Below are 17,927 nucleotides of genomic sequence, written 5' to 3'. Positions count from 1 at the left end.
GGAACTGGTGGGGAAACCTGTGGATAGTTTTGCCGTCGCCGCCGCGTCGCGCGTTATCCACAGTTTCTCCCGGATTTGTCGCGAAGTCATGCACCGATTTATCCGGCGCCCTCCGCAGCGGCCGTCGCACTACTCGCTGAGCTTGCGGATCAGCTTGTCCCAATCCTCGCGCAGCTTGCCGTCGGTCTCCATCAGGTGCTTGATCTGCCGGCAGGCGTGCAGCACAGTGGTGTGGTCGCGCCCGGCGAACGCGTCGCCGATTTCCGGCAGGCTGTGTTCGGTCAGTTCCTTGGTCAGCGCCATCGCCACCTGCCGCGGCCGTGCCAGCGAGCGCGTGCGCCGCTTGGACAGCAGGTCCTTGATCTGCAGGCCGTAGTAATCGGCCACGGTCTTCTGGATGTTGGGGATGCCGATCGCCTGCTGCTGGGCGCGCAGCAGGTCGCGCAGGGTCTCCTGGGCGAACTCGGTGGTGATCGCGCGGCCGGTGAAGTTGGCGCGCGCCGCCAGCGTGTTGAGCGCCCCTTCCAGGTCGCGCACGTTCGAGCGCATCTTCTTGGCGATCAGGAACGCCACGTCGTCGGGGATCTCGGCACCGCGCTCGCGCGCCTTGGCCAGCACGATCGCCGCGCGCGTCTCGAAATCCGGCGGGTCGATCGCCACCGACAGGCCCCAGGCCAGGCGCGACTTCAGCCGCGGCTCCAGGCCCTCGACCTCGCGCGGATAACGGTCGCAGGTCAGGATGATCTGCTGGCGGCCGTCGAACAGCGCGTTGAAGGTGTGGAAGAACTCTTCCTGGGTGCGGTCCTTGCCGGCGAAGAACTGGATGTCGTCGATCAGCAGCGCGTCCACCTGCTGGAACTGGCGCTTGAACTGGTCCATGGTCTTGTCCTGCAGCGCACGGATCATCGCGCTGAAGAACTGTTCCGAACGCAGGTACATCACCCGCGCGTTCGGATTCTGCTCGCGCATGGCATTGCCGGCGGCGAACATCAGGTGGGTCTTGCCCAGGCCGGTGCCGCCGTACAGCAGCAGCGGGTTGTGCGCACGGTCGCCGGGCTTCTGCGCGGCCTGCACCGCCGCGGCCAGGCCGAGCTGGTTGCTGCGGCCTTCGACGAAGTTGGCGAAGGTGTAGTGCGAATCGAGGTTGCCGGCGAACGGCTCCAGCAACGGCGGCGCCGGCGTGCGCGCCGCCGCCGGATCGCTGGCGGGTGCCGCGGCCGGTTCCGGCGCGCGCGGGCGCGAGCCGACCTGCAGCAGCACCTCGCCGCTGCCGGCGAAGTAGGTCAGCAGCTCGCGGATGCGCGGCAGGTAGCGATCGCGTACCTGCTCGACGATGAAGGCGTTCGGGGCGTACAGCACCATGCTGTTGTCATGGCGCTGTTCGGCTTGCAGCGGTTTCAACCAAGTGTGAACGTCCTCGGCTGGAAATTCGGCTTCCAGACGTTCCAGGCAACGGGGCCAAGCATCCATCAGATCTAAATTCGTCGATAGACCGGGCATGAAGGGCGCGCTCGGGCGCGGCGCATTCGGCCGGTGGGAGAGGAAAGCGGATGGATCAGACTACCACCGGCGCGCAGGGTCGGGAATGGTTTTCCCATGGCTATTCACAGATCCATCCACAGGCCTGGCGCTGCCGGCCTCTGCCGTGGTGGAGACAGGGAGTTGACCGCGGCGTGAGTGGTCCTATAGAATTTCCGGTTCTTTCCGCCCCATTCAGATCAGAGCGCCCCGATGGCCACCAAGCGCACCTTCCAGCCCAGCAACCTCAAGCGCAAGCGCGACCACGGCTTCCGTGCCCGTATGGCCACCGCCGACGGCCGCAAGATCCTGGCCCGCCGCCGCGCCAAGGGCCGCAAGCGCCTGAGCGCTTGATTGCTTCGCCGCCCCAGGCGGCGCCTGCAATCCGGACCGTGAATCCTCCCGACCCGCGTAGGCGATTTCCTCGCTCTGCGCGGGTTCGCACGTCTGCGGAATACCGCGTCGTGTTCGATGCCGCGCGCCGCTGTTCCGAGCCGCTGATGAGCCTGCACTGGCACAGTGCGCCGCACCCGGCGCGGCTGGGTCTGGCGGTGTCGCGCAAGGTCGACAAGCGTGCGGTCGTGCGCAACCGCATCAAGCGCGTGATGCGCGAGGCCACGCGGCAGCTGCTGCCGTGGCTGGCGCCCGGCGATTACGTGGTGGTGGCGCGCAGCGCCGCCGCCCAGGCCAGCGGCGCGCAGCTGCGCCAGGCCTACGAGCGCCTGCTGCGCCGCGCCGGCGCATTGCCGGCCCCGGCCGCGGACGGCACAATGCCGCCGCCCGATCGTCCTTCTTCCCCCACCTCCACGTCAGAAACCCTTTCTGGCTGAGCCGAGCTTGCCTGTCCGATGAACCAGACCCGCCTTTTCCTGATTTTCGCCTGGCTGATGGTCGCGGCCCTGCTGTGGATGGAGTGGAACAAGGAACACGCGCCCAGCGCCAATGCGGCGACGGTCGCGGCGGCGACCACGGTGCCGCCGGCGCAGGACGCCGATGCCGGCGCCACGCACGCGCCGGCCGTTCCGCAGGCCTCGGTGCCCGGCGCCACGCCGGCCAGCGGCACGCCTGAGACCGCCGCGGCCAGCGCCGCGCCGCGGGTCACCGTCACCACCGACGTGCTGCGTCTGACCCTGGACGGCCGCAGCGTGTTCGACGCCGACCTGCTGCAGTTCCCGCAGACCAAGCAGCCCGGCAGCCCGCCGGTGCAGCTGCTGACCGAGGACCCGGCGCATCCGTATACCGCCACCAGCGGCTGGGTTGGCGAGCACAATTCGCCGTCGCCGGGCCCGGGCGGGTTCCGTCCTGAGGAGCCGGGCAAGAACTACGTGCTGGCCAAGGGCCAGGACAGCCTGCAGGTGCCGTTCGTGTGGAACGGCCCGGACGGCGTCAGCATCCGCCGCGTCTACACCCTGCAACGCGGCCACTACGCGATAGAGGTGCACGACGAGGTCGTCAACCATGGCAGCAAGCCGTGGCAGGGCTACGTGTTCCGCAAGCTGAGCCGGGTGCCGACCATCGTCAGCCGCGGCATGACCAACCCGGATTCCTTCAGCTTCAACGGTGCCACCTGGTTCAGCCCGGCCGACGGCTACCAGCGCCGCGCGTTCAAGGACTACCTGGAAGACGGCCCGCTCAACCAGACCATCTCCGGTGGCTGGATCGCGCTGCTGCAGCACCATTTCTTCACCAGCTGGATTCCGCAGGCCGACCAGCAGGCGGTGTACGTGTTGTCCAACGACGGCCCGCGACATGTGATCGAAGCGCGCGGCCCTGGCTTCACCGTGGCGCCGGGCGCCAGCGCCAGCACCGAGGCGCGCCTGTGGGTCGGGCCGAAGCTGGTCAGCCAGATCGCCAAGGAGAACGTGCGCGGCCTCGACCGCGTGGTCGACTACAGCCGCTTCTCGCTGATGGCGCTGCTCGGCCAGGGCCTGTTCTGGATCCTCAGCCACCTGCACAGCCTGCTGGGCAATTGGGGCTGGTCGATCGTCGGCCTGGTGGTGCTGCTGAAGCTGGTGCTGTATCCGCTGTCGGCCGCGCAGTACAAGAGCATGGCCAAGATGCGCAAGTTCCAGCCGCGCATCCAGCAGCTCAAGGAGCGCTACGGCGACGACAAGCAGAAGTTCCAGACGGCGATGATGGAGCTGTACAAGAAGGAGAAGATCAACCCGATGGGCGGCTGCCTGCCGGTGCTGATCCAGATGCCGATCTTCTTCGCGCTGTACTGGGTGCTGGTGGAGTCGGTGGAACTGCGCCAGGCGCCGTGGTTCGGCTGGATCCAGGACCTGACCGCGCGCGATCCGTACTTCATCCTGCCGGTGATCAACGTGGCGGTGATGTGGCTGACGCAGAAGCTGACCCCGTCGCCGGGCATGGATCCGGTGCAGGCCAAGATGATGCAGTTCATGCCGCTGGTGTTCGGCGTGATGATGGCCTTCGTGCCGTCCGGTCTGGTGCTGTACTGGGTCACCAACGGATCGCTGGGCCTGTTGCAGCAGTGGTGGATGACCAAGCGCCACGGCGAACCGGCCAGCGCCGGCGGTGGCGGCAGCGGCAAGCCGCCGGCCAAGGCCAAGAAGTAAACCCGACAACGCCCGCCCTCCGGCGGGCGTTGCGCATGCGGCCGGGGAAGGCGCCGGCGTGTGCGTCCCCGCACCGCCTTGCTCGCGAGTCCGTGGTCATGCGCAAGCGTCGTCGTCCGTTGTCGCCGTCCGTGGCCGTGATCGGCCTGCTTGCCTTGGCGCTGGCCGCCTGCCAGCGTCCGCCCACCGGTAGCGAGACCACTGCAGCCAAGCCCGCGTCGCCCGCGTCGGCAATCGCCATTCCCGGCTCGCCCGCACTGCAGACCCAGGCAACGACGCTGTTGCAGGGCCTGCAGGCGCAGCTGGCGGCGCAGCGCAAGATCATCGTGCTGCTGGCCGACGAGGCCAAACAATCGCCGGCCGACCGCCAGACCTCCAGTAGCGTCGGCCAGCAACTGTTCCACGAGGGCCTGGAGCGCCGCGAGGCGCTGGCCAAGCAGTTCGATGCGCTGCTGGCGCTGCCGGACCCGCAGCGCTTCGCCGCGGTCGGCAGCTTGCTGGACTACGTCGAATCGGCGCCGGACCTGTACGACGCCGACCGCCTAGCGTTCCGCGAACTCCTCGCCGACTGGCAGGTCCGCATCGGCAAGGATTCCTCGCTGCCGGCGATCAAGCTGCACCAGCGCATCGGCGAGGACCTGGACGCGCTCGACGAGATCGAACGCACCTACAACCGCGAGATCACCGCGATCTTCAGCCGCTTCGACCGCACCCGCGCGATCGTGCAGAAGCGCGAGAAGTGGGAGGACTACGTCGCCCACCTGGGCACGCTGTACACGCGCGAGGCGATCCTGCGCGACTACGGCGTGATCACCCCGTACCCGATGTCGATGCAGGACAGCGACCGCGAGGTGTTCGGCCGCGACCTGCCGCCGAAGACCGTGGTGCTGAGTTTCGACGACGGCCCGCACCGCGAATACACCGACGAGATCGTCGCCATCCTCAAGCGCTACGACGTGCCGGCCACGTTCTTCGAGGTCGGCCGCAACCTGGGCAAGCTCGAGCCGGATGGCAAGGTCGACTTGTCGCCGCTGGCCAGCGTCAGCCGCAGCCTGATGGAGCAGGGCTACACCGTCGGCAACCACAGCCTGACCCATGCGCAGCTGTCCAAGGAAACCGGCGCCGCGCTGCGCAGCCAGATCCTCGACACCGACCGCATGCTGCGCGCGGTCGACGCCAAGCGCGCGCCGCTGTTCCGCTTCCCCTACGGCGCGCGCAACGCCGAGGGCATGCAGATCCTCGGCGAGGCCGGCCTGAAGTCGGTGATGTGGAACGTGGATTCGCTGGACTGGGCCGATCCGGTGCCGGAGTCGATCGTGCAGCGCGTGCTCGAGCAGGTCGGCCGCGAGCAGCGCGGCATCCTGCTGTTCCACGACATCCACGCGCGCACGGTCAAGGCGTTGCCGCAGATCCTGGACCGGCTCAGCGCCGACGGCTACCAGTTCGCCGCCTGGAACGGGCGCGACTTCAGCGTCGCGCGCGCGGCCAGCAACGCCGCCGCACCGGCGGTGACCAGCGGCTACGACACGTCGTGGGCCATCGTGATCGGCATCGACGACTACGCGCACTGGCCCAAGCTGCAGTACGCGGCCAACGATGCGCAGGCGATCGCGCAGACGCTCACCGGCAGCTTCGGTTTCCCCTCGTCGCAGGTGATCGTGCTGAAGAACCAGGAGGCCACCCGCAACAACATCCTGGCTGCCTTCCACGATCGGCTCGCACACGGCGGCGTGGGCAAGAACGATCGTGTGTTCGTGTTCTTCGCCGGCCATGGCGCGACCCGCAAGCTGGCCTCCGGACGCGACCTCGGCTACATCGTGCCCGCCGACTCGGACCCGGCGCAGTTCGCCACCGACGCGATTCCGATGACCGAGATCCAGGACATCGCCGAGAGTCTGGAAGCCAAGCACGTGCTGTTCGTGATGGATGCGTGCTACAGCGGCCTGGGCCTGACCCGCGGCGGCGGTACCAGCGCCTACCTGCGCGAGAACGCGCGGCGCATCGCCCGGCAGATGCTCACCGCCGGCGGCGCCGACCAGCAGGTCGCCGACAGCGGCCCCAATGGCCATTCGGTGTTCACCTGGGTGCTGTTGCAGGCGCTGTCGGGCAAGGCCGATCTCAACGGCGACGGCCTGATCACCGGCACCGAGCTGGCCGCCTACGTGGCGCCGGCGGTGTCGAGCATTTCGCAGCAGACTCCGGCGTTCGGCAGCCTGCCGGGGTCGCAGGGCGGCGAGTTCGTGCTGCAGGTGCCGGAGGGCGAGGAATTCCTCACCGCCAGCACCCAGCAGCTGTCCTCGGCGGCGATCGCGATGAACGATCGCGTCGATGCCGCCGCGCCGGCGTCGACCGCGACGCCGAAGGCCGGCGGCGGCAGCGCAGCTGCCCCGGCCGCCGCGGCCAAGCCGGCGGTGGTGGTCAAGGACCTGCAGGGCGGCGAACGGCCGCTGGCGGTGCCGGCCGCGGCCGGCCCGGTGTCCGACCGGCAGCGGGCGCAGCGCGCCAACGACCGCGGCCTGCAGCTGTACAAGGAGAAGCGCTACGACGAGGCCGAGGCGCAGTTCACCGAGGCGCTGAAGCTGCGCCCGGACTTCGCGCTGGCGGCCAACAACCTGGGCTTCATCTACTATCGCCAGGGCAAGTACGCGCAGTCCGTGCGCTGGCTGGAGAACACGCTGAAGATCGATCCCTCGCGCGCGGTGGCCTACGTCAACCTGGGCGACGCCTACCGCCAGCTGGGCGATGCGGCCAAGGCCAAGCGCGCCTTCCAGACCTACCTGGCGCTGCAACCCAACGGCGCGTCGGCGGCCTACGTCCGCGGCCAGTTGCAGACGCTGTAGTCCTCCTCACCGCAGACCTGCCGCCTTCGCCATGCCGTCTTCCGCCACCGACACCATCGCCGCCATCGCCACCGCTCCCGGCGCGGGCGGGGTCGGCGTGGTGCGCGTGTCCGGCCCGGCGGCGGCGGCTATCGCCGCGGGCCTGGGGCTGGGCGCACTGGTGCCGCGCAGCGCGCGCTACGCGCGCTTTCGCGACGCGCACGGCGAGGTCGTGGACGACGGCATCGCGCTGTGGTTTCCGGGGCCGCGCAGCTTCACCGGCGAGGATGTGCTGGAACTGCAGGCGCATGGCAGCCCGGTGCTGTTGCGGCACCTGGTGGCGCGCTGCTGCGAACTGGGCGCGCGGCCGGCGCGCCCGGGCGAGTTCAGCGAGCGCGCCTTCCTCAACCGCAAGCTGGACCTGGCCCAGGCCGAGGCGATCGCCGACCTGATCGCCGCCGGCGACCTGCGCGCCGCACGCGCGGCACGTCGCTCGCTGGACGGAGTGTTCTCGCGCCGCGTCGACGACCTGGCCGAACAGCTGATCCGCCTGCGCATCCACGTCGAAGCGGCGATCGATTTCGCCGACGAGGCGCTGGACACGCTGGGCGGTGCGCAGGTGCGCGCTGGCCTGGCACAGGCGCGCACGGACCTGGCGCAGCTGCGTGCCGACGCCGAACGCGGCCGGCGCCTGCGCGATGGCCTGCACGCAGTGCTGGTCGGCCCGCCGAACGCCGGCAAGAGTTCCCTGCTCAACGCGCTGGCCGGCAGCGACCGCGCCATCGTCACCGACATCGCCGGCACCACCCGCGACACCTTGCACGAGACCGTGCGCCTGGATGGTGTGGAACTGACCCTGGTCGACACCGCCGGCCTGCGCGAAGGCGGCGACGCGATCGAGCGCGAGGGCATGCGCCGCGCGCGCCAGGAACTGCAGCGCGCCGACCTGGCGCTGATCGTGCTCGATGCGCGCCAGGCCGAGGCCGGCCAGGCCGCGATCGCCGACGCCATCGCCGACGTGCCGCAGCGCCTGTGGATCCACAACAAGAGCGATCTGCTCGCCGCGGTGCCCGCGGCCAGCGCCGAGCGCGTCTACGTCTCCGCCGCCACCGGCAGCGGCCTGGAGCAGCTGCACGCGCAGCTGCGCGCGATCGCCGGCGCCGCGGCCGGCGAGGGCAGCGACGGCGAGTTCTCCGCACGCGCCCGCCACGTCGACGCGCTGCAGCGCGCCGCCACGCACGTCGACGCGGCCGCCGCCGAGCTGGAACACGAACGCCTGGAACTGGCGGCCGAGGAACTGCGCCTGGCCCATGCCGCGCTTGGCGAGATCGTCGGCACGCTCAGCGCCGACGACCTGCTCGGGCGGATCTTCTCCAGCTTCTGTATCGGCAAGTAGCGCGCACTGGCGCGCTGCCGAGTGCAGCGTAGGAGCGGCTTCAGCCGCGACGGGCTTGACCGGGAACGCCTGTCGCGGCTGAAGCCGCTCCTACAGAAAGCGCCCGCCGCCACCGCGCCGGCGCTCGGAAGCCCGCCATTTCATCCGCAGTCGCAGCTGGCACCCGGCTTGCGTTGCCCCGATCAGCCATCCGCAACCACCCGCGCGCTGTAGCTGTCGCCGTCGCGCTGCACCCTCACCGGTCCGCCGAACACCGCCGACAGCGGCGCATCGGCGAGCAGGTCCTCGCGCGCGCCGTCGGCGTACACCTGGCCCTCGCGCAGCAGGATCACCCGCGCGATCTCGGGCACGATCTCCTCGATGTGGTGGGTGACCAGCACCAGGGTGATGCCCTGGCGGGCGAGGTCGCGCATCGTCGCCAGCAGGTGCTCGCGTGCGACCAGATCCAGGCCGGTGCTGGGTTCGTCCAGCAGCAGCGCCTGCGGCCGGTTGACCAGGGCGCGCGCGATCAGCACGCGCCGGGTCTCGCCAGCCGACAATTCCGCATACGGACGCCGCAGCAACGGCAGCGCGCGTGCGGCCTGCAGCGCCTCGCGTGCGCGCCCGCGCATCGCCTCGGTCACCTCGCGGTGCGGCGGCACCACATAGCTGGCGAAGAACCCCGACAACACCGCGCTTTCCACGTCCAGCCCGGGCATGTCGGCGAGATTGACGCTGAGGTCGCCGGTGACGATGCCCAGTTGGCTGCGCAGCCGGTCCACCTGCCAGCGGCTCTGGCCGAGCACCCGCACCGCCGGTTCCTCGCCGGCGCGCGCCAGCGGATACAGCTCGCGGGTGATGAGCTTGATGAACGAGGACTTGCCGCAGCCGTTCGGGCCGAGGATGGCGGTGTGCTGGCCGAGCGCGATGCGCAGGCTCAGCGCGTGCAGCACCCGCACCTGGCCGCGGACGACGCTGGCGCGGTCCAGTTCGATCAACGGCGCGGCCGCTGGCATGGGGGTTGCTTGGGGAAAGGCGGCTGACATGGAACGGACACCGTTCTGTGATCGGAAGCGCTTGGCGGCTGAATACCATACGCGAGCGCCGGGTGAAGTTTGCGGTCGCAACCCCCATCATGTCGTTACCCCCACGCCGTCCTACGCTCTGGAGCTTCTGGCAATGTTCGACGCGATCCTCGACTTCCTCGGCAATGGCCTGCTCGGCGTCGGCTGGTGGGGCATGCTGGCCGTGCTGCTGCTGTTCACCCAGCTCACCATCTTCGCGGTGACCTTGTACCTGCATCGCAGCCAGGCGCACCGCGGCGTGGATTTCCATCCGCTGCTGGCGCACTTCTTCCGCTTCTGGACCTGGTTCACCACCTCGATGATCACCAAGGAGTGGGTGGCGATCCATCGCAAGCACCACGCCAAGGTCGAGACCGAGGAAGATCCGCACAGCCCGCAGACCAAGGGCATCGCCCGCGTGTTCTGGCGCGGCGTGGAGCTGTACCGCGAAGCGCGCACCCAGCGCGGCGACATCGAGCAGTACGGCAAGGGCGCGCCGGACGACTGGATCGAGCGGCACCTGTACACCCCGTACGCGAACCTGGGGCCGGTGGCGTTGTTCGCGGTCAACTTCGCGCTGTTCGGCCTGCCCGGCATCGCCTTGTGGGCGCTGCAGATGGCGTGGATTCCGTTCTGGGCCGCCGGCGTGATCAACGGCCTGGGCCACTGGTGGGGCTACCGCAACTTCGAGTCCGCCGACACCTCGACCAATCTCACGCCGTGGGCGCTGTGGATCGGCGGCGAAGAGCTGCACAACAACCACCATGCCTTCCCGAGCTCGGCGCGTTTCTCGATGCGCAGGTGGGAGCTGGACATCGGCTGGATCGCGATCCGCGCGCTGGCCGCCCTGCGCCTGGCCAGGATCCTGCGTGTAGCGCCGACCCTGGACGTGCGTCCGAACATCGCCGTGCCCGACGCCGACACCCTGCGCGCGCTGTTGTCGCACCGCTTCCAGGCGATGACCGATTACCAGCGCAACGTGTTCACGCCGGCGCTGAAGGAAGAAGCCGCGCAGGCCGGCGCCAAGCTGCGCAAGCTGCTGCCGCGGCGCCTGCGCAAGGGTCTGGTCGACGACGGCCGCTGGCTCAAGCCCGACGCCCGCGAGCAGCTGCAGCACTGGGTGGCGCAGCGCCCGCGCATGCGCACCCTGGTCGAGCACCGCGCGCGCCTGGCGGCCCTGCTGGAAGCGCGCACCCATGACGCCAGCGAACGCCTCAAGCACCTGCAGGCCTGGTGCCACGACGCCGAAGCCAGCGGCATCGCTGCGCTGCAGGCGTACGCAGCGCGACTGAAGGGCTACGCCCTGGCATGAGCCGCGGCGCAACGCTTACTCCGCCGCACGAACGCCGCCTTGCGCGGCGTTCGTCGTTGATGGCGTGGCGGATGCTGAGCATCGCCTGCGCCCTGCTCGCTGGTGGCATCGCCAACGCCCAGGCGCAGGCGATCGACAGCACCGCCAGCTACCTGCAGCGCATGGATCGCGACGGCGACGGCCGCGTCAGCCTGGACGAATACCTGGCCTGGATGAGCTACGCCTTCTACGCGCGCGACCTCGACCACGACGGCGTGCTCAGCCCGGCCGAACTGCCCGGCGGCCGCGGCCCACCGATCACACGCGCACAGCACCTCGCCACCCTGACCGCCCGCTTCCGCAAGCAGGACACCAACGGCGACGGCTACCTCAGCGCGCGGGAGCTGGCGGCGCCGCCGCAGTGAGGGCCGCCAGCGCGATGCGCGCTATGCGTTTCGTCGCGCAGCCCGGGCGGGTCCCCTCGGCGATCCCCAGCTTCAGCGGAAGCGCACCTTGCGCCGGCTAAGCTTGCCCATCTACCTGCGACATTCGACGAACCCATGCCCGAACTCCCCGAAGTCGAAACCACCCGGCGTGGCCTGGAGCCGCATCTGTCGGGGCGGCGCATCCATGGGGTGATCCTGCGGCGGCCGGATCTGCGCTGGCCGATTCCGCCGGAGGTGGCGGCGCAGTTGCCGGGGCAGCGCATCGATGGCATTCGCCGGCGCGCCAAGTATCTGTTGCTCGATACCGCGGTCGGCAGTGCGTTGCTGCACCTGGGCATGTCCGGCAGCCTGCGCGTGCTGCCCGGCGACACGCCGCCGCGGGCGCACGACCATGTCGACATCAGCCTGGAAGACGGCCGCGTGCTGCGCTTCAACGATCCGCGCCGGTTCGGCTGTCTGCTGTGGCAGGCGCCGGGCCAGACCCATCCCTTGCTCGCCGAGCTGGGGCCGGAGCCGCTGTCGGATGCGTTCGACGGCGATCATCTGTTCCGGCTCAGCCGCGGCCGCACCGCGCCGGTGAAGACGTTCCTGATGGATCAGCGCATCGTGGTCGGGGTGGGCAACATCTACGCCGCCGAGAGCCTGTTCCAGGCGGGCATCAGTCCGCTGCGCGAGGCCGGCGAAGTCTCGCGCGCCCGCTACGCGCGCCTGGCCGAGGCGGCCAAGGCGATCCTGGGGTATGCGATCCAGCGCGGCGGCACGACCCTGCGCGATTTCATCAGCCCGGACGGGGCACCGGGCTACTTCGAGCAGGAACTCTCGGTCTACGGCCGCGAGGGCGAGGCCTGCAAGCGCTGCGGGCGCACGTTGCGCCATGCCAGCATCGGCCAGCGCGCCAGCGTCTGGTGCGGCCACTGCCAGCGCTGAGCGACGGACCTGAGAAAGGCGGTTCGGCGCCTGCAGTGCACCTCCCCAACAACGTGTTTTTGCAGCGGCTCGGCAAGCGATGCCGTGGCGACCGCAAGCGCGACGTCAGCCGCGACGGGCACCCGGTAGCGCCTTTGCTGAAGCGCTCCCCCCATTGGACTTTCTCGCGTCACCAGAAACTCCCCGATACCTGCCGACTAGCGCGTCGCCGCCGCGGAGATGCCTGGGTCGGCAAGCTGCGTCGCCAGCGCCAGTGCGCCCGGCTCCGGCGCGTCTGTGCCAGGGATGCGACCCGCGGGCGCCATCACCGCCGCCTTCGGCGCCGCTTGTCTATGATGAGCGTCCTTTTCCGTTTCGATCCCGGCCATGCAACGACGCGATTTCCTCAAGAACGCCGCCGCCGCGTTCGCCGCCATGGGCTTGCCGGCGATGCCGATGCTCGGCCAGGCCGCCCCCGCGGTGGGCCTGCGCCGCCTGGGCAAGCCGCAGCCGTTCGACTACGCCTGGCTCAAGGGCCACGCGCGGGCCATGGCCGAGGCGCCGTACCAGAGCCACAAGCGGGTGCTGCCGGTGCCGGTGGAGGGTTTGACCTGGGACCAGTACCAGTCGATCCGCTACCGCCAGGATCACGCGCTGTGGGCGGCCGAGCAGGGGCCGAAGTTCCAGGCCAAGTTCTTCCACCTGGGCCTGTACTTCAAGACGCCCGTGCACATGTTCGACCTGGTTGACGGGCAGGCGCAGGAACTGGCCTACGACAGCGCGGCGTTCGACTACGGCAGCAGCGGGCTGAAGGGCAAGCCGCTGCCGAAGGAGTTGGGCTTCGCCGGCTTCCGCCTCAACACCAAGCAGGACACCGAGCGCGACTTTGCCGCGTTCCTCGGCGCCAGCTATTTCCGCGCGGTGGGCAAGGAAGGCCAGTACGGGCAGTCGGCGCGCGGGCTGGCGATCGATACCGGTACCGGCGGGCCGGAGGAATTCCCGGACTTCATCGCCTACTGGCTGGAGCAGCCCAAGGCCGGCTCGGACACGGTGGTGGTGTACGCGCTGTTGGATTCGCCCAGCGTGGCCGGCGCCTACCGCTTCGCGATCACAAACGGCGACGTGCTGCTGATGGACATCGACAGCGCGCTGTATCCGCGCAAGACCATCGAGCGCCTGGGCCTGGGTCCGTGCACCAGCATGTACCAGGTCGGCGAGAACGATCGCCGCATGGATTGGGACTGGCGCCCGGAGATCCACGACACCGACGGCCTGGCGATGTGGACCGGTGGCGGCGAGTGGATCTGGCGGCCGCTGTGCAATCCGCCGCACCTGCGCTTCAACATGTTCGTCGACGAGAACCCGCGCGGCTTCGGCTTGCTGCAGCGCGACCGCAACTTCGATCATTACCAGGACGACGGCGTGTTCTACGAGAAGCGCCCGTGCCTGTGGGTGGAGCCGAAGCAGGGCTGGGGCAAGGGCTCGGTGCAACTGGTGGAGATCCCCACCGTCGACGAGACCTTCGACAACATCGTGGCGTTCTGGAATCCGCAGGACAAGCCGCAGCCGGGCCAGGAGCTGCTGTTCGGCTACCGCCTGTACTGGGGCGCGCAGCCGCCGGCGTCCTCGCCGCTGGCGCACTGCGTGGCCACCCGCACCGGCCTGGGCGGCGTGGTCGGGCAGAAGCGGCACTATTTCTCGTGGCGCTTCGCGGTGGATTTCGCCGGTGGCGAACTGGCGAAGCTAGGCAAGGAGCAGGACGCCAAGGTCGAGGTGGTGCTGCAGCTCAACCGCGGCCGCACCGAAATCGTCTCGGCGCGGCCGCTGCACGAGATTTCCGGCTATCGCGCGATGTTCGACGTGGTGCCGCCGGACGACGGCAGCGAGCAGATCGACATCCGCCTGTACCTGCGCAGCGGCGAGCGCCCGCTGACCGAGACCTGGCTGTACCAGTGGACGCCGCCGCCGGCGGCCGAGCGCAAGCTGTACTGAGCCGCGAACGCGCTCGGTGCCGGGCCGGCATCGGGCGCTCGGTTGGATGAGCGTTGCGCTCGTGTTTCATTTCCGACGCAATCGGACGTGCGAGTGTGGTGCGCCTTCCGGGTCGCGGCCGACGCCGCTCCCACAGGGACGCACAGGCCGCTGTGGGAGGGACTTCAGTCCCGACGCGAGGATGGACCTGCACTCAGTGCTTGGCCGGCTCCTGCGGTGGCGGTGGCGGCGCGCCTTCCGTACTGATGTCCTCGACATCGCCGATGTCGACCCGGCCCGGGGTGCGGCCGTCCCATACCTGGTCCTGCAGCTTCCAGTACGCGCTCGGCTCCCAGAACTGCTTGGCGTAGAACACTTCCGGATCGATGCTGCCGCCGCGCGGGCCGTTGATCGACAGCGGGCCGGCCGCGCCGGAGTGGCCGAGCAGGCCGCCGGTGCTGCGCATCGCCTCGCGCCGCAATACCGCTTCCTGGCGCGGCTTGGCGACCTGGTCGCCGTACTCGGCGAGCATGGATTTGTCGAGCTTGGCCGCGCGCTTGCGCTCGTCCGGGGTCAGCTGGTTCCAGTACTCCATCTTGCGCGCGCCGAACTGGTCGTAGCCGCGCTCGGCGGCCAGCGCCATCCACAGGAAACCCATCGTATGGTCGGCAGCGCCACCCTGGCCTTCCCAGTACATCTCGCCCAGCCGCGCCTGCGACGGCTTGTCGGCATAGCGGGCGGCCAACTGGTACTGCTTCCGGGCCTCGGCGTACTCGCCCTTCTTGTCGGCGCGAATGCCGGCGCGGCGATAGAACAGGTCCAGGTGCGCGTCGAGGAAGCCGTCGGTCAGGACCTGCGCCGGGATGTCCTGGAAGGTGTGGTCGCCCGGGGCCGCAGTGGCGGGGCCGGGCAGGGCGAGCAGCAGGGCACAGGCCAATGCAGCGCCACTGCCGGCGAAAAATCTCTTCAACGAAAGCATGTTCCCCCTCCCATGAATGTGATCGGCGCGATTCTAGGCATGCCGCCTGGGGACGCTCCATAGACTGATGGCATAGGCGTGCGCGCTTGCGCGGCACGTGCCAGCCACGACTCATCGCTCCTGGTACGACGCACCAGTGCGGTGCGTCGGCGGTGGCATCCGGGTTACAGCGGCAACGCGATCTGCAGCGGATCGATGCGGCCTTCGCCGCGCATGATCTTCTTGAACTCGGGGCGGCTGACCGACACGTAGCGCTCGTTGCCGCCGATCTCCACCTGCGGGCCGTCCTGCACCGCATGGCCGTTCTCGTCCACGCGCACGGTCATCGTCGCCTTGCTGCCGGTGTGGCAGATGGTCTTGATCTCCTGCAGCTCGTCGGCCCAGGCCAGCAGGTACTGGCTGCCCTCGAACAGCTCGCCGCGGAAATCGGTGCGCAGGCCGTAGCACAGCACCGGGATGCGCAGCCGGTCGACCACTTCGCTGAGCTGCCAGACCTGCGCGCGGCTGAGGAACTGGGCCTCGTCCACCAGCACGCAATGCAACGGCCCGTGGCTGGCGATGTCGGCCTCGATGGTGGCCAGCAGATCGGTCTCGGCGACGAACGGCATGCCGTCGGCGCGCAGGCCGATGCGCGAGGCGACCACGCCGCTGCCGGCGCGGTGGTCCAGCCGCGGCGTCAGGATCGCCGTGCGCATGCCGCGTTCGCGGTAGTTGTGCGCCGACTGCAGCAGCGTGGTGGTCTTGCCGGCGTTCATCGCCGAATAGTAGAAATACAGTTTCGCCATGCCGCCGATTCTAACGCGGCGGCCGCGCGCCCCGGCCGCCGGCCGGATCGCGAACCGGTTCAGCGCCGGCACGGTGGCGGGGCGTCGGTGCCGGCCGCCGCCCGGTACAATGCGCGGCCAAGGGAAGTTTTCATGCACGGTCTCAATCCTCCCCAACGCGCCGCGGTCCTGCATTGCGAGGGTCCGTTGCTGGTGCTGGCCGGTGCCGGCAGCGGCAAGACCCGCGTGATCGTGGAAAAGATCGCGCACCTGATCGCCAGCGGCCGCTACCCGGCCAAGCGCATCGCCGCGATCACCTTCACCAACAAGTCGGCCAAGGAAATGCGCGAGCGCGTGGCCAAGCGCATCCGCAGCGAGGCCGCCGACGGCCTGACCATCTGCACCTTCCACGCCCTGGGGCTGAAGTTCCTGCAGATCGAACACGCGGCGGTGGGCCTGAAGCGCGGCTTCTCGATCTTCGACGCCGACGATGCCGCCGCGCAGATCAAGGACCTGATGCCCGGGGCCAAGCCCGACGCCATCGAGGACGCCAAGAACCTGATCTCGCGCGCCAAGAACGCCGGGCTGTCGCCGGAACAGGCGATGGCGGCGGCGCGCAGCACCCGCGAGCAGGAAGCGGCCAGCCTGTACGAGCGCTATCAGGCGCGGCTGAGCACCTTCAACGCGGTGGACTTCGACGACCTGATCCGCCTGCCGGTGCAGGTGCTGGAGGAAAACGAGGACATCGTGATGGCCTGGCGCGAGCGCATCGGCTACCTGCTGGTGGACGAAAGCCAGGACACCAACGACGCGCAGTACCGGCTGCTGAAGATGCTGGCCGGCCCGCGCGGCAACTTCACCTGCGTGGGTGACGACGACCAGAGCATCTACGCCTGGCGCGGCGCCAATCCGGAAAACCTGATGCAGATGGGCCGCGACTATCCGGCCCTGCAGATCATCAAGCTGGAGCAGAACTACCGCTGCTCCAATCGCGTGCTGCGCGCGGCCAATGCCTTGATCGCGCATAACCCGCACGAGCACCTGAAGACGCTGTGGAGCGACCAGGCCGACGGCGAGCGCATCCGTGTGTGGGAATGCCGCGACAGCGAGCACGAGGCCGAGAAGGTCGCCGCCGAGATCGCCTACCTGGGCACCGCCAAGCAGGTGCCGTGGAGCGACTTCTGCATCCTGTTCCGCGGCAACTTCCAGTCGCGGCCGCTGGAAAAGGCGCTGCAGATGGCCGGCGTGCCGTACCACATCACCGGCGGCACCGCATTCCTGGAGCGGCAGGAGGTCAAGGACGTGCTGTCCTGGCTGCGCCTGCTGGTCAACCCCGACGACGACGCGGCGTTCCTGCGCGCGGTACAGGCGCCCAAGCGCGAGGTCGGCGCGACCTCGCTGGCCAAGCTGGCCGAACTGGCCTCGGCCAAGCACCTGCCGATGTCGCGCGCGGCCGAGTCGGTGGGCGCGCTGCAGCAGTTGCCGCCGCGCGCGGCCAACGGCCTGAGCGATTTCGTCGACATCCTGCACGAACTGCGCGCGGCCTCGACCACGCTGTCCTCGGCCGATGTGGTGCGCCAGCTCGCCGAGCAGTCGGGGTTGATCCGCGAACTGCGCAGTCAGTGCAAGGACGAAGCGAGTTTCCAGCGCCGCCGCGGCAACCTGGAGGAGTTGGCCAAGTGGTTCGAAGGCGGCCCGCGCGGCGCCACCGTCGGCGACCTGGCCGCGCAGTTGGCGCTGCTGTCGCGCAACGACAAGGACGACGGCGGCAACCAGGTGCGGATGATGACCATGCACGCCTCCAAGGGCCTGGAGTTCCGCTACGTGTTCATCGTCGGCTGCGAGGATGGCGTGCTGCCGCACGAGGTCAGCCTGGAAGAAGGCAATCTGCAGGAAGAGCGGCGCCTGCTGTATGTGGGCATCACCCGCGCCAAGGAGCAGCTGTGGATGAGCTACAGCAAGCTCACCCGCAAGTTCGGCGAGCACATCCGGCTCAAGCCCAGCCGCTTCTTCGACGAGATCCCGGCCGAGGAGATGCAGCGCGACGGCGCCGACCCGGTGGCCGACGCGGCGCGCAAGAAGGAGCGCGCCAATGCTGGGTTGGCGGCGATCCAGGCGTTGTTTGATTAGAAGCCGGGATTGGGGAGTCGGGATTGGGGATTGGATGCGTCGCGGCGGTGTGCGGTGCGTTGCGGGTGTTGAGGCTCGGGTTAGT

General features: G+C 69.4%; 14 protein-coding genes. 10 read left to right on the top strand and 4 right to left on the bottom strand.

The window, feature by feature from the left end; genetic code table 11:
* Nucleotides 1–129: 129 nt before the first annotated feature.
* The gene (gene dnaA / locus NKJ47_RS00830; RefSeq protein WP_254459697.1) at nucleotides 130–1,470 is read right to left on the bottom strand and encodes a chromosomal replication initiator protein DnaA; all 1,341 of its coding nucleotides are present in this window, start codon (nucleotides 1,468–1,470) and stop codon (nucleotides 130–132) included.
* 261 nt (nucleotides 1,471–1,731) lie between these two features.
* Here dnaA and rpmH point away from each other — a divergent pair, with 261 nt between their 5' ends.
* From rpmH to mnmE, 5 genes are all read left to right on the top strand, one after another.
* Nucleotides 1,732–1,872: a 50S ribosomal protein L34 gene (gene rpmH, locus NKJ47_RS00825; protein WP_003469983.1), complete on the top strand. Its 141-nt coding sequence runs from the start codon at nucleotides 1,732–1,734 to the stop codon at nucleotides 1,870–1,872.
* A complete protein-coding gene (gene rnpA / locus NKJ47_RS00820) occupies nucleotides 1,869–2,348 on the top strand; it encodes a ribonuclease P protein component (RefSeq protein ID WP_429002471.1) in 480 nt (159 codons plus the stop codon). The genes rpmH and rnpA overlap by 4 nt, the downstream gene beginning before the upstream one ends.
* Nucleotides 2,349–2,366: 18 nt before the next feature.
* The gene (gene yidC, locus NKJ47_RS00815; protein WP_254459695.1) at nucleotides 2,367–4,097 is read left to right on the top strand and encodes a membrane protein insertase YidC; all 1,731 of its coding nucleotides are present in this window, start codon (nucleotides 2,367–2,369) and stop codon (nucleotides 4,095–4,097) included.
* Nucleotides 4,098–4,195: 98 nt separating this feature from the next.
* Nucleotides 4,196–6,937 (top strand): polysaccharide deacetylase family protein, encoded by a 2,742-nt coding sequence (locus NKJ47_RS00810; protein WP_254459694.1) that lies wholly within the window; start codon nucleotides 4,196–4,198, stop codon nucleotides 6,935–6,937.
* A gap of 31 nt (nucleotides 6,938–6,968) precedes the next feature.
* A complete protein-coding gene (gene mnmE, locus NKJ47_RS00805) occupies nucleotides 6,969–8,312 on the top strand; it encodes a tRNA uridine-5-carboxymethylaminomethyl(34) synthesis GTPase MnmE (protein WP_254459693.1) in 1,344 nt (447 codons plus the stop codon).
* A 182-nt stretch (nucleotides 8,313–8,494) separates the two neighbouring features.
* On the opposite strand, the gene NKJ47_RS00800 is transcribed toward mnmE, so the two are convergent.
* Nucleotides 8,495–9,337: an ABC transporter ATP-binding protein gene (locus tag NKJ47_RS00800; RefSeq protein ID WP_254459692.1), complete on the bottom strand. Its 843-nt coding sequence runs from the start codon at nucleotides 9,335–9,337 to the stop codon at nucleotides 8,495–8,497.
* A 133-nt stretch (nucleotides 9,338–9,470) separates the two neighbouring features.
* On the opposite strand from NKJ47_RS00800, the gene NKJ47_RS00795 reads away from it, so the two are divergent.
* The 4 genes from NKJ47_RS00795 to NKJ47_RS00780 all read left to right on the top strand — a co-directional run bounded on the left by NKJ47_RS00795 (nucleotide 9,471) and on the right by NKJ47_RS00780 (nucleotide 13,990).
* A complete protein-coding gene (locus NKJ47_RS00795; protein ID WP_254459691.1) occupies nucleotides 9,471–10,667 on the top strand; it encodes a DesA family fatty acid desaturase in 1,197 nt (398 codons plus the stop codon).
* Nucleotides 10,668–10,738: 71 nt separating this feature from the next.
* Nucleotides 10,739–11,071 (top strand): EF-hand domain-containing protein, encoded by a 333-nt coding sequence (locus tag NKJ47_RS00790; protein ID WP_254459690.1) that lies wholly within the window; start codon nucleotides 10,739–10,741, stop codon nucleotides 11,069–11,071.
* A gap of 135 nt (nucleotides 11,072–11,206) precedes the next feature.
* The gene (gene mutM / locus NKJ47_RS00785) at nucleotides 11,207–12,019 is read left to right on the top strand and encodes a bifunctional DNA-formamidopyrimidine glycosylase/DNA-(apurinic or apyrimidinic site) lyase (RefSeq protein ID WP_254459689.1); all 813 of its coding nucleotides are present in this window, start codon (nucleotides 11,207–11,209) and stop codon (nucleotides 12,017–12,019) included.
* A gap of 366 nt (nucleotides 12,020–12,385) precedes the next feature.
* Nucleotides 12,386–13,990: a glucan biosynthesis protein gene (locus tag NKJ47_RS00780; RefSeq protein ID WP_254459688.1), complete on the top strand. Its 1,605-nt coding sequence runs from the start codon at nucleotides 12,386–12,388 to the stop codon at nucleotides 13,988–13,990.
* Between the two features lie 193 nt (nucleotides 13,991–14,183).
* Here the strand turns inward: NKJ47_RS00780 and NKJ47_RS00775 are convergent, their stop codons facing one another.
* Together NKJ47_RS00775 and NKJ47_RS00770 are read right to left on the bottom strand one after the other, a co-directional pair.
* Nucleotides 14,184–14,948 (bottom strand): sel1 repeat family protein, encoded by a 765-nt coding sequence (locus NKJ47_RS00775; protein ID WP_254459687.1) that lies wholly within the window; start codon nucleotides 14,946–14,948, stop codon nucleotides 14,184–14,186.
* A 164-nt stretch (nucleotides 14,949–15,112) separates the two neighbouring features.
* The gene (locus NKJ47_RS00770) at nucleotides 15,113–15,733 is read right to left on the bottom strand and encodes a thymidine kinase (RefSeq protein ID WP_010340794.1); all 621 of its coding nucleotides are present in this window, start codon (nucleotides 15,731–15,733) and stop codon (nucleotides 15,113–15,115) included.
* Between the two features lie 132 nt (nucleotides 15,734–15,865).
* On the opposite strand from NKJ47_RS00770, the gene rep reads away from it, so the two are divergent.
* On the top strand, nucleotides 15,866–17,842 hold the full coding sequence (rep, locus tag NKJ47_RS00765; RefSeq protein ID WP_254459686.1) for a DNA helicase Rep: 1,977 nt from the start codon (nucleotides 15,866–15,868) through the stop codon (nucleotides 17,840–17,842).
* Nucleotides 17,843–17,927 lie beyond the last annotated feature (85 nt).

The sequence above is a fragment of the Xanthomonas sacchari genome (assembly GCF_024266585.1).
In the GTDB taxonomy this organism is placed as follows: Bacteria; Pseudomonadota; Gammaproteobacteria; order Xanthomonadales; family Xanthomonadaceae; genus Xanthomonas_A; species Xanthomonas_A sacchari_C.
Note: the sequence above shows the minus strand (reverse complement) of the source record. Positions and strands in the feature narration are given on the sequence as shown.

Excerpts from the sequence above, each read along its gene's own strand:
- mutM (WP_254459689.1), top strand. The coding sequence starts at position 11,207 with ATGCCCGAACTCCCCGAAGTCGAAACCACCCGGCGTGGCCTGGAGCCG.
- yidC (WP_254459695.1), top strand. The coding sequence starts at position 2,367 with ATGAACCAGACCCGCCTTTTCCTGATTTTCGCCTGGCTGATGGTCGCG.
- dnaA (WP_254459697.1), bottom strand. The coding sequence starts at position 1,470 with ATGGATGCTTGGCCCCGTTGCCTGGAACGTCTGGAAGCCGAATTTCCA.
- NKJ47_RS00770 (WP_010340794.1), bottom strand. The coding sequence starts at position 15,733 with ATGGCGAAACTGTATTTCTACTATTCGGCGATGAACGCCGGCAAGACC.
- mnmE (WP_254459693.1), top strand. The coding sequence starts at position 6,969 with ATGCCGTCTTCCGCCACCGACACCATCGCCGCCATCGCCACCGCTCCC.
- NKJ47_RS00775 (WP_254459687.1), bottom strand. The coding sequence starts at position 14,948 with ATGCTTTCGTTGAAGAGATTTTTCGCCGGCAGTGGCGCTGCATTGGCC.
- rpmH (WP_003469983.1), top strand. The coding sequence starts at position 1,732 with ATGGCCACCAAGCGCACCTTCCAGCCCAGCAACCTCAAGCGCAAGCGC.
- NKJ47_RS00810 (WP_254459694.1), top strand. The coding sequence starts at position 4,196 with ATGCGCAAGCGTCGTCGTCCGTTGTCGCCGTCCGTGGCCGTGATCGGC.
- NKJ47_RS00795 (WP_254459691.1), top strand. The coding sequence starts at position 9,471 with ATGTTCGACGCGATCCTCGACTTCCTCGGCAATGGCCTGCTCGGCGTC.
- rep (WP_254459686.1), top strand. The coding sequence starts at position 15,866 with ATGCACGGTCTCAATCCTCCCCAACGCGCCGCGGTCCTGCATTGCGAG.
- NKJ47_RS00800 (WP_254459692.1), bottom strand. The coding sequence starts at position 9,337 with ATGTCAGCCGCCTTTCCCCAAGCAACCCCCATGCCAGCGGCCGCGCCG.
- NKJ47_RS00790 (WP_254459690.1), top strand. The coding sequence starts at position 10,739 with ATGCTGAGCATCGCCTGCGCCCTGCTCGCTGGTGGCATCGCCAACGCC.
- NKJ47_RS00780 (WP_254459688.1), top strand. The coding sequence starts at position 12,386 with ATGCAACGACGCGATTTCCTCAAGAACGCCGCCGCCGCGTTCGCCGCC.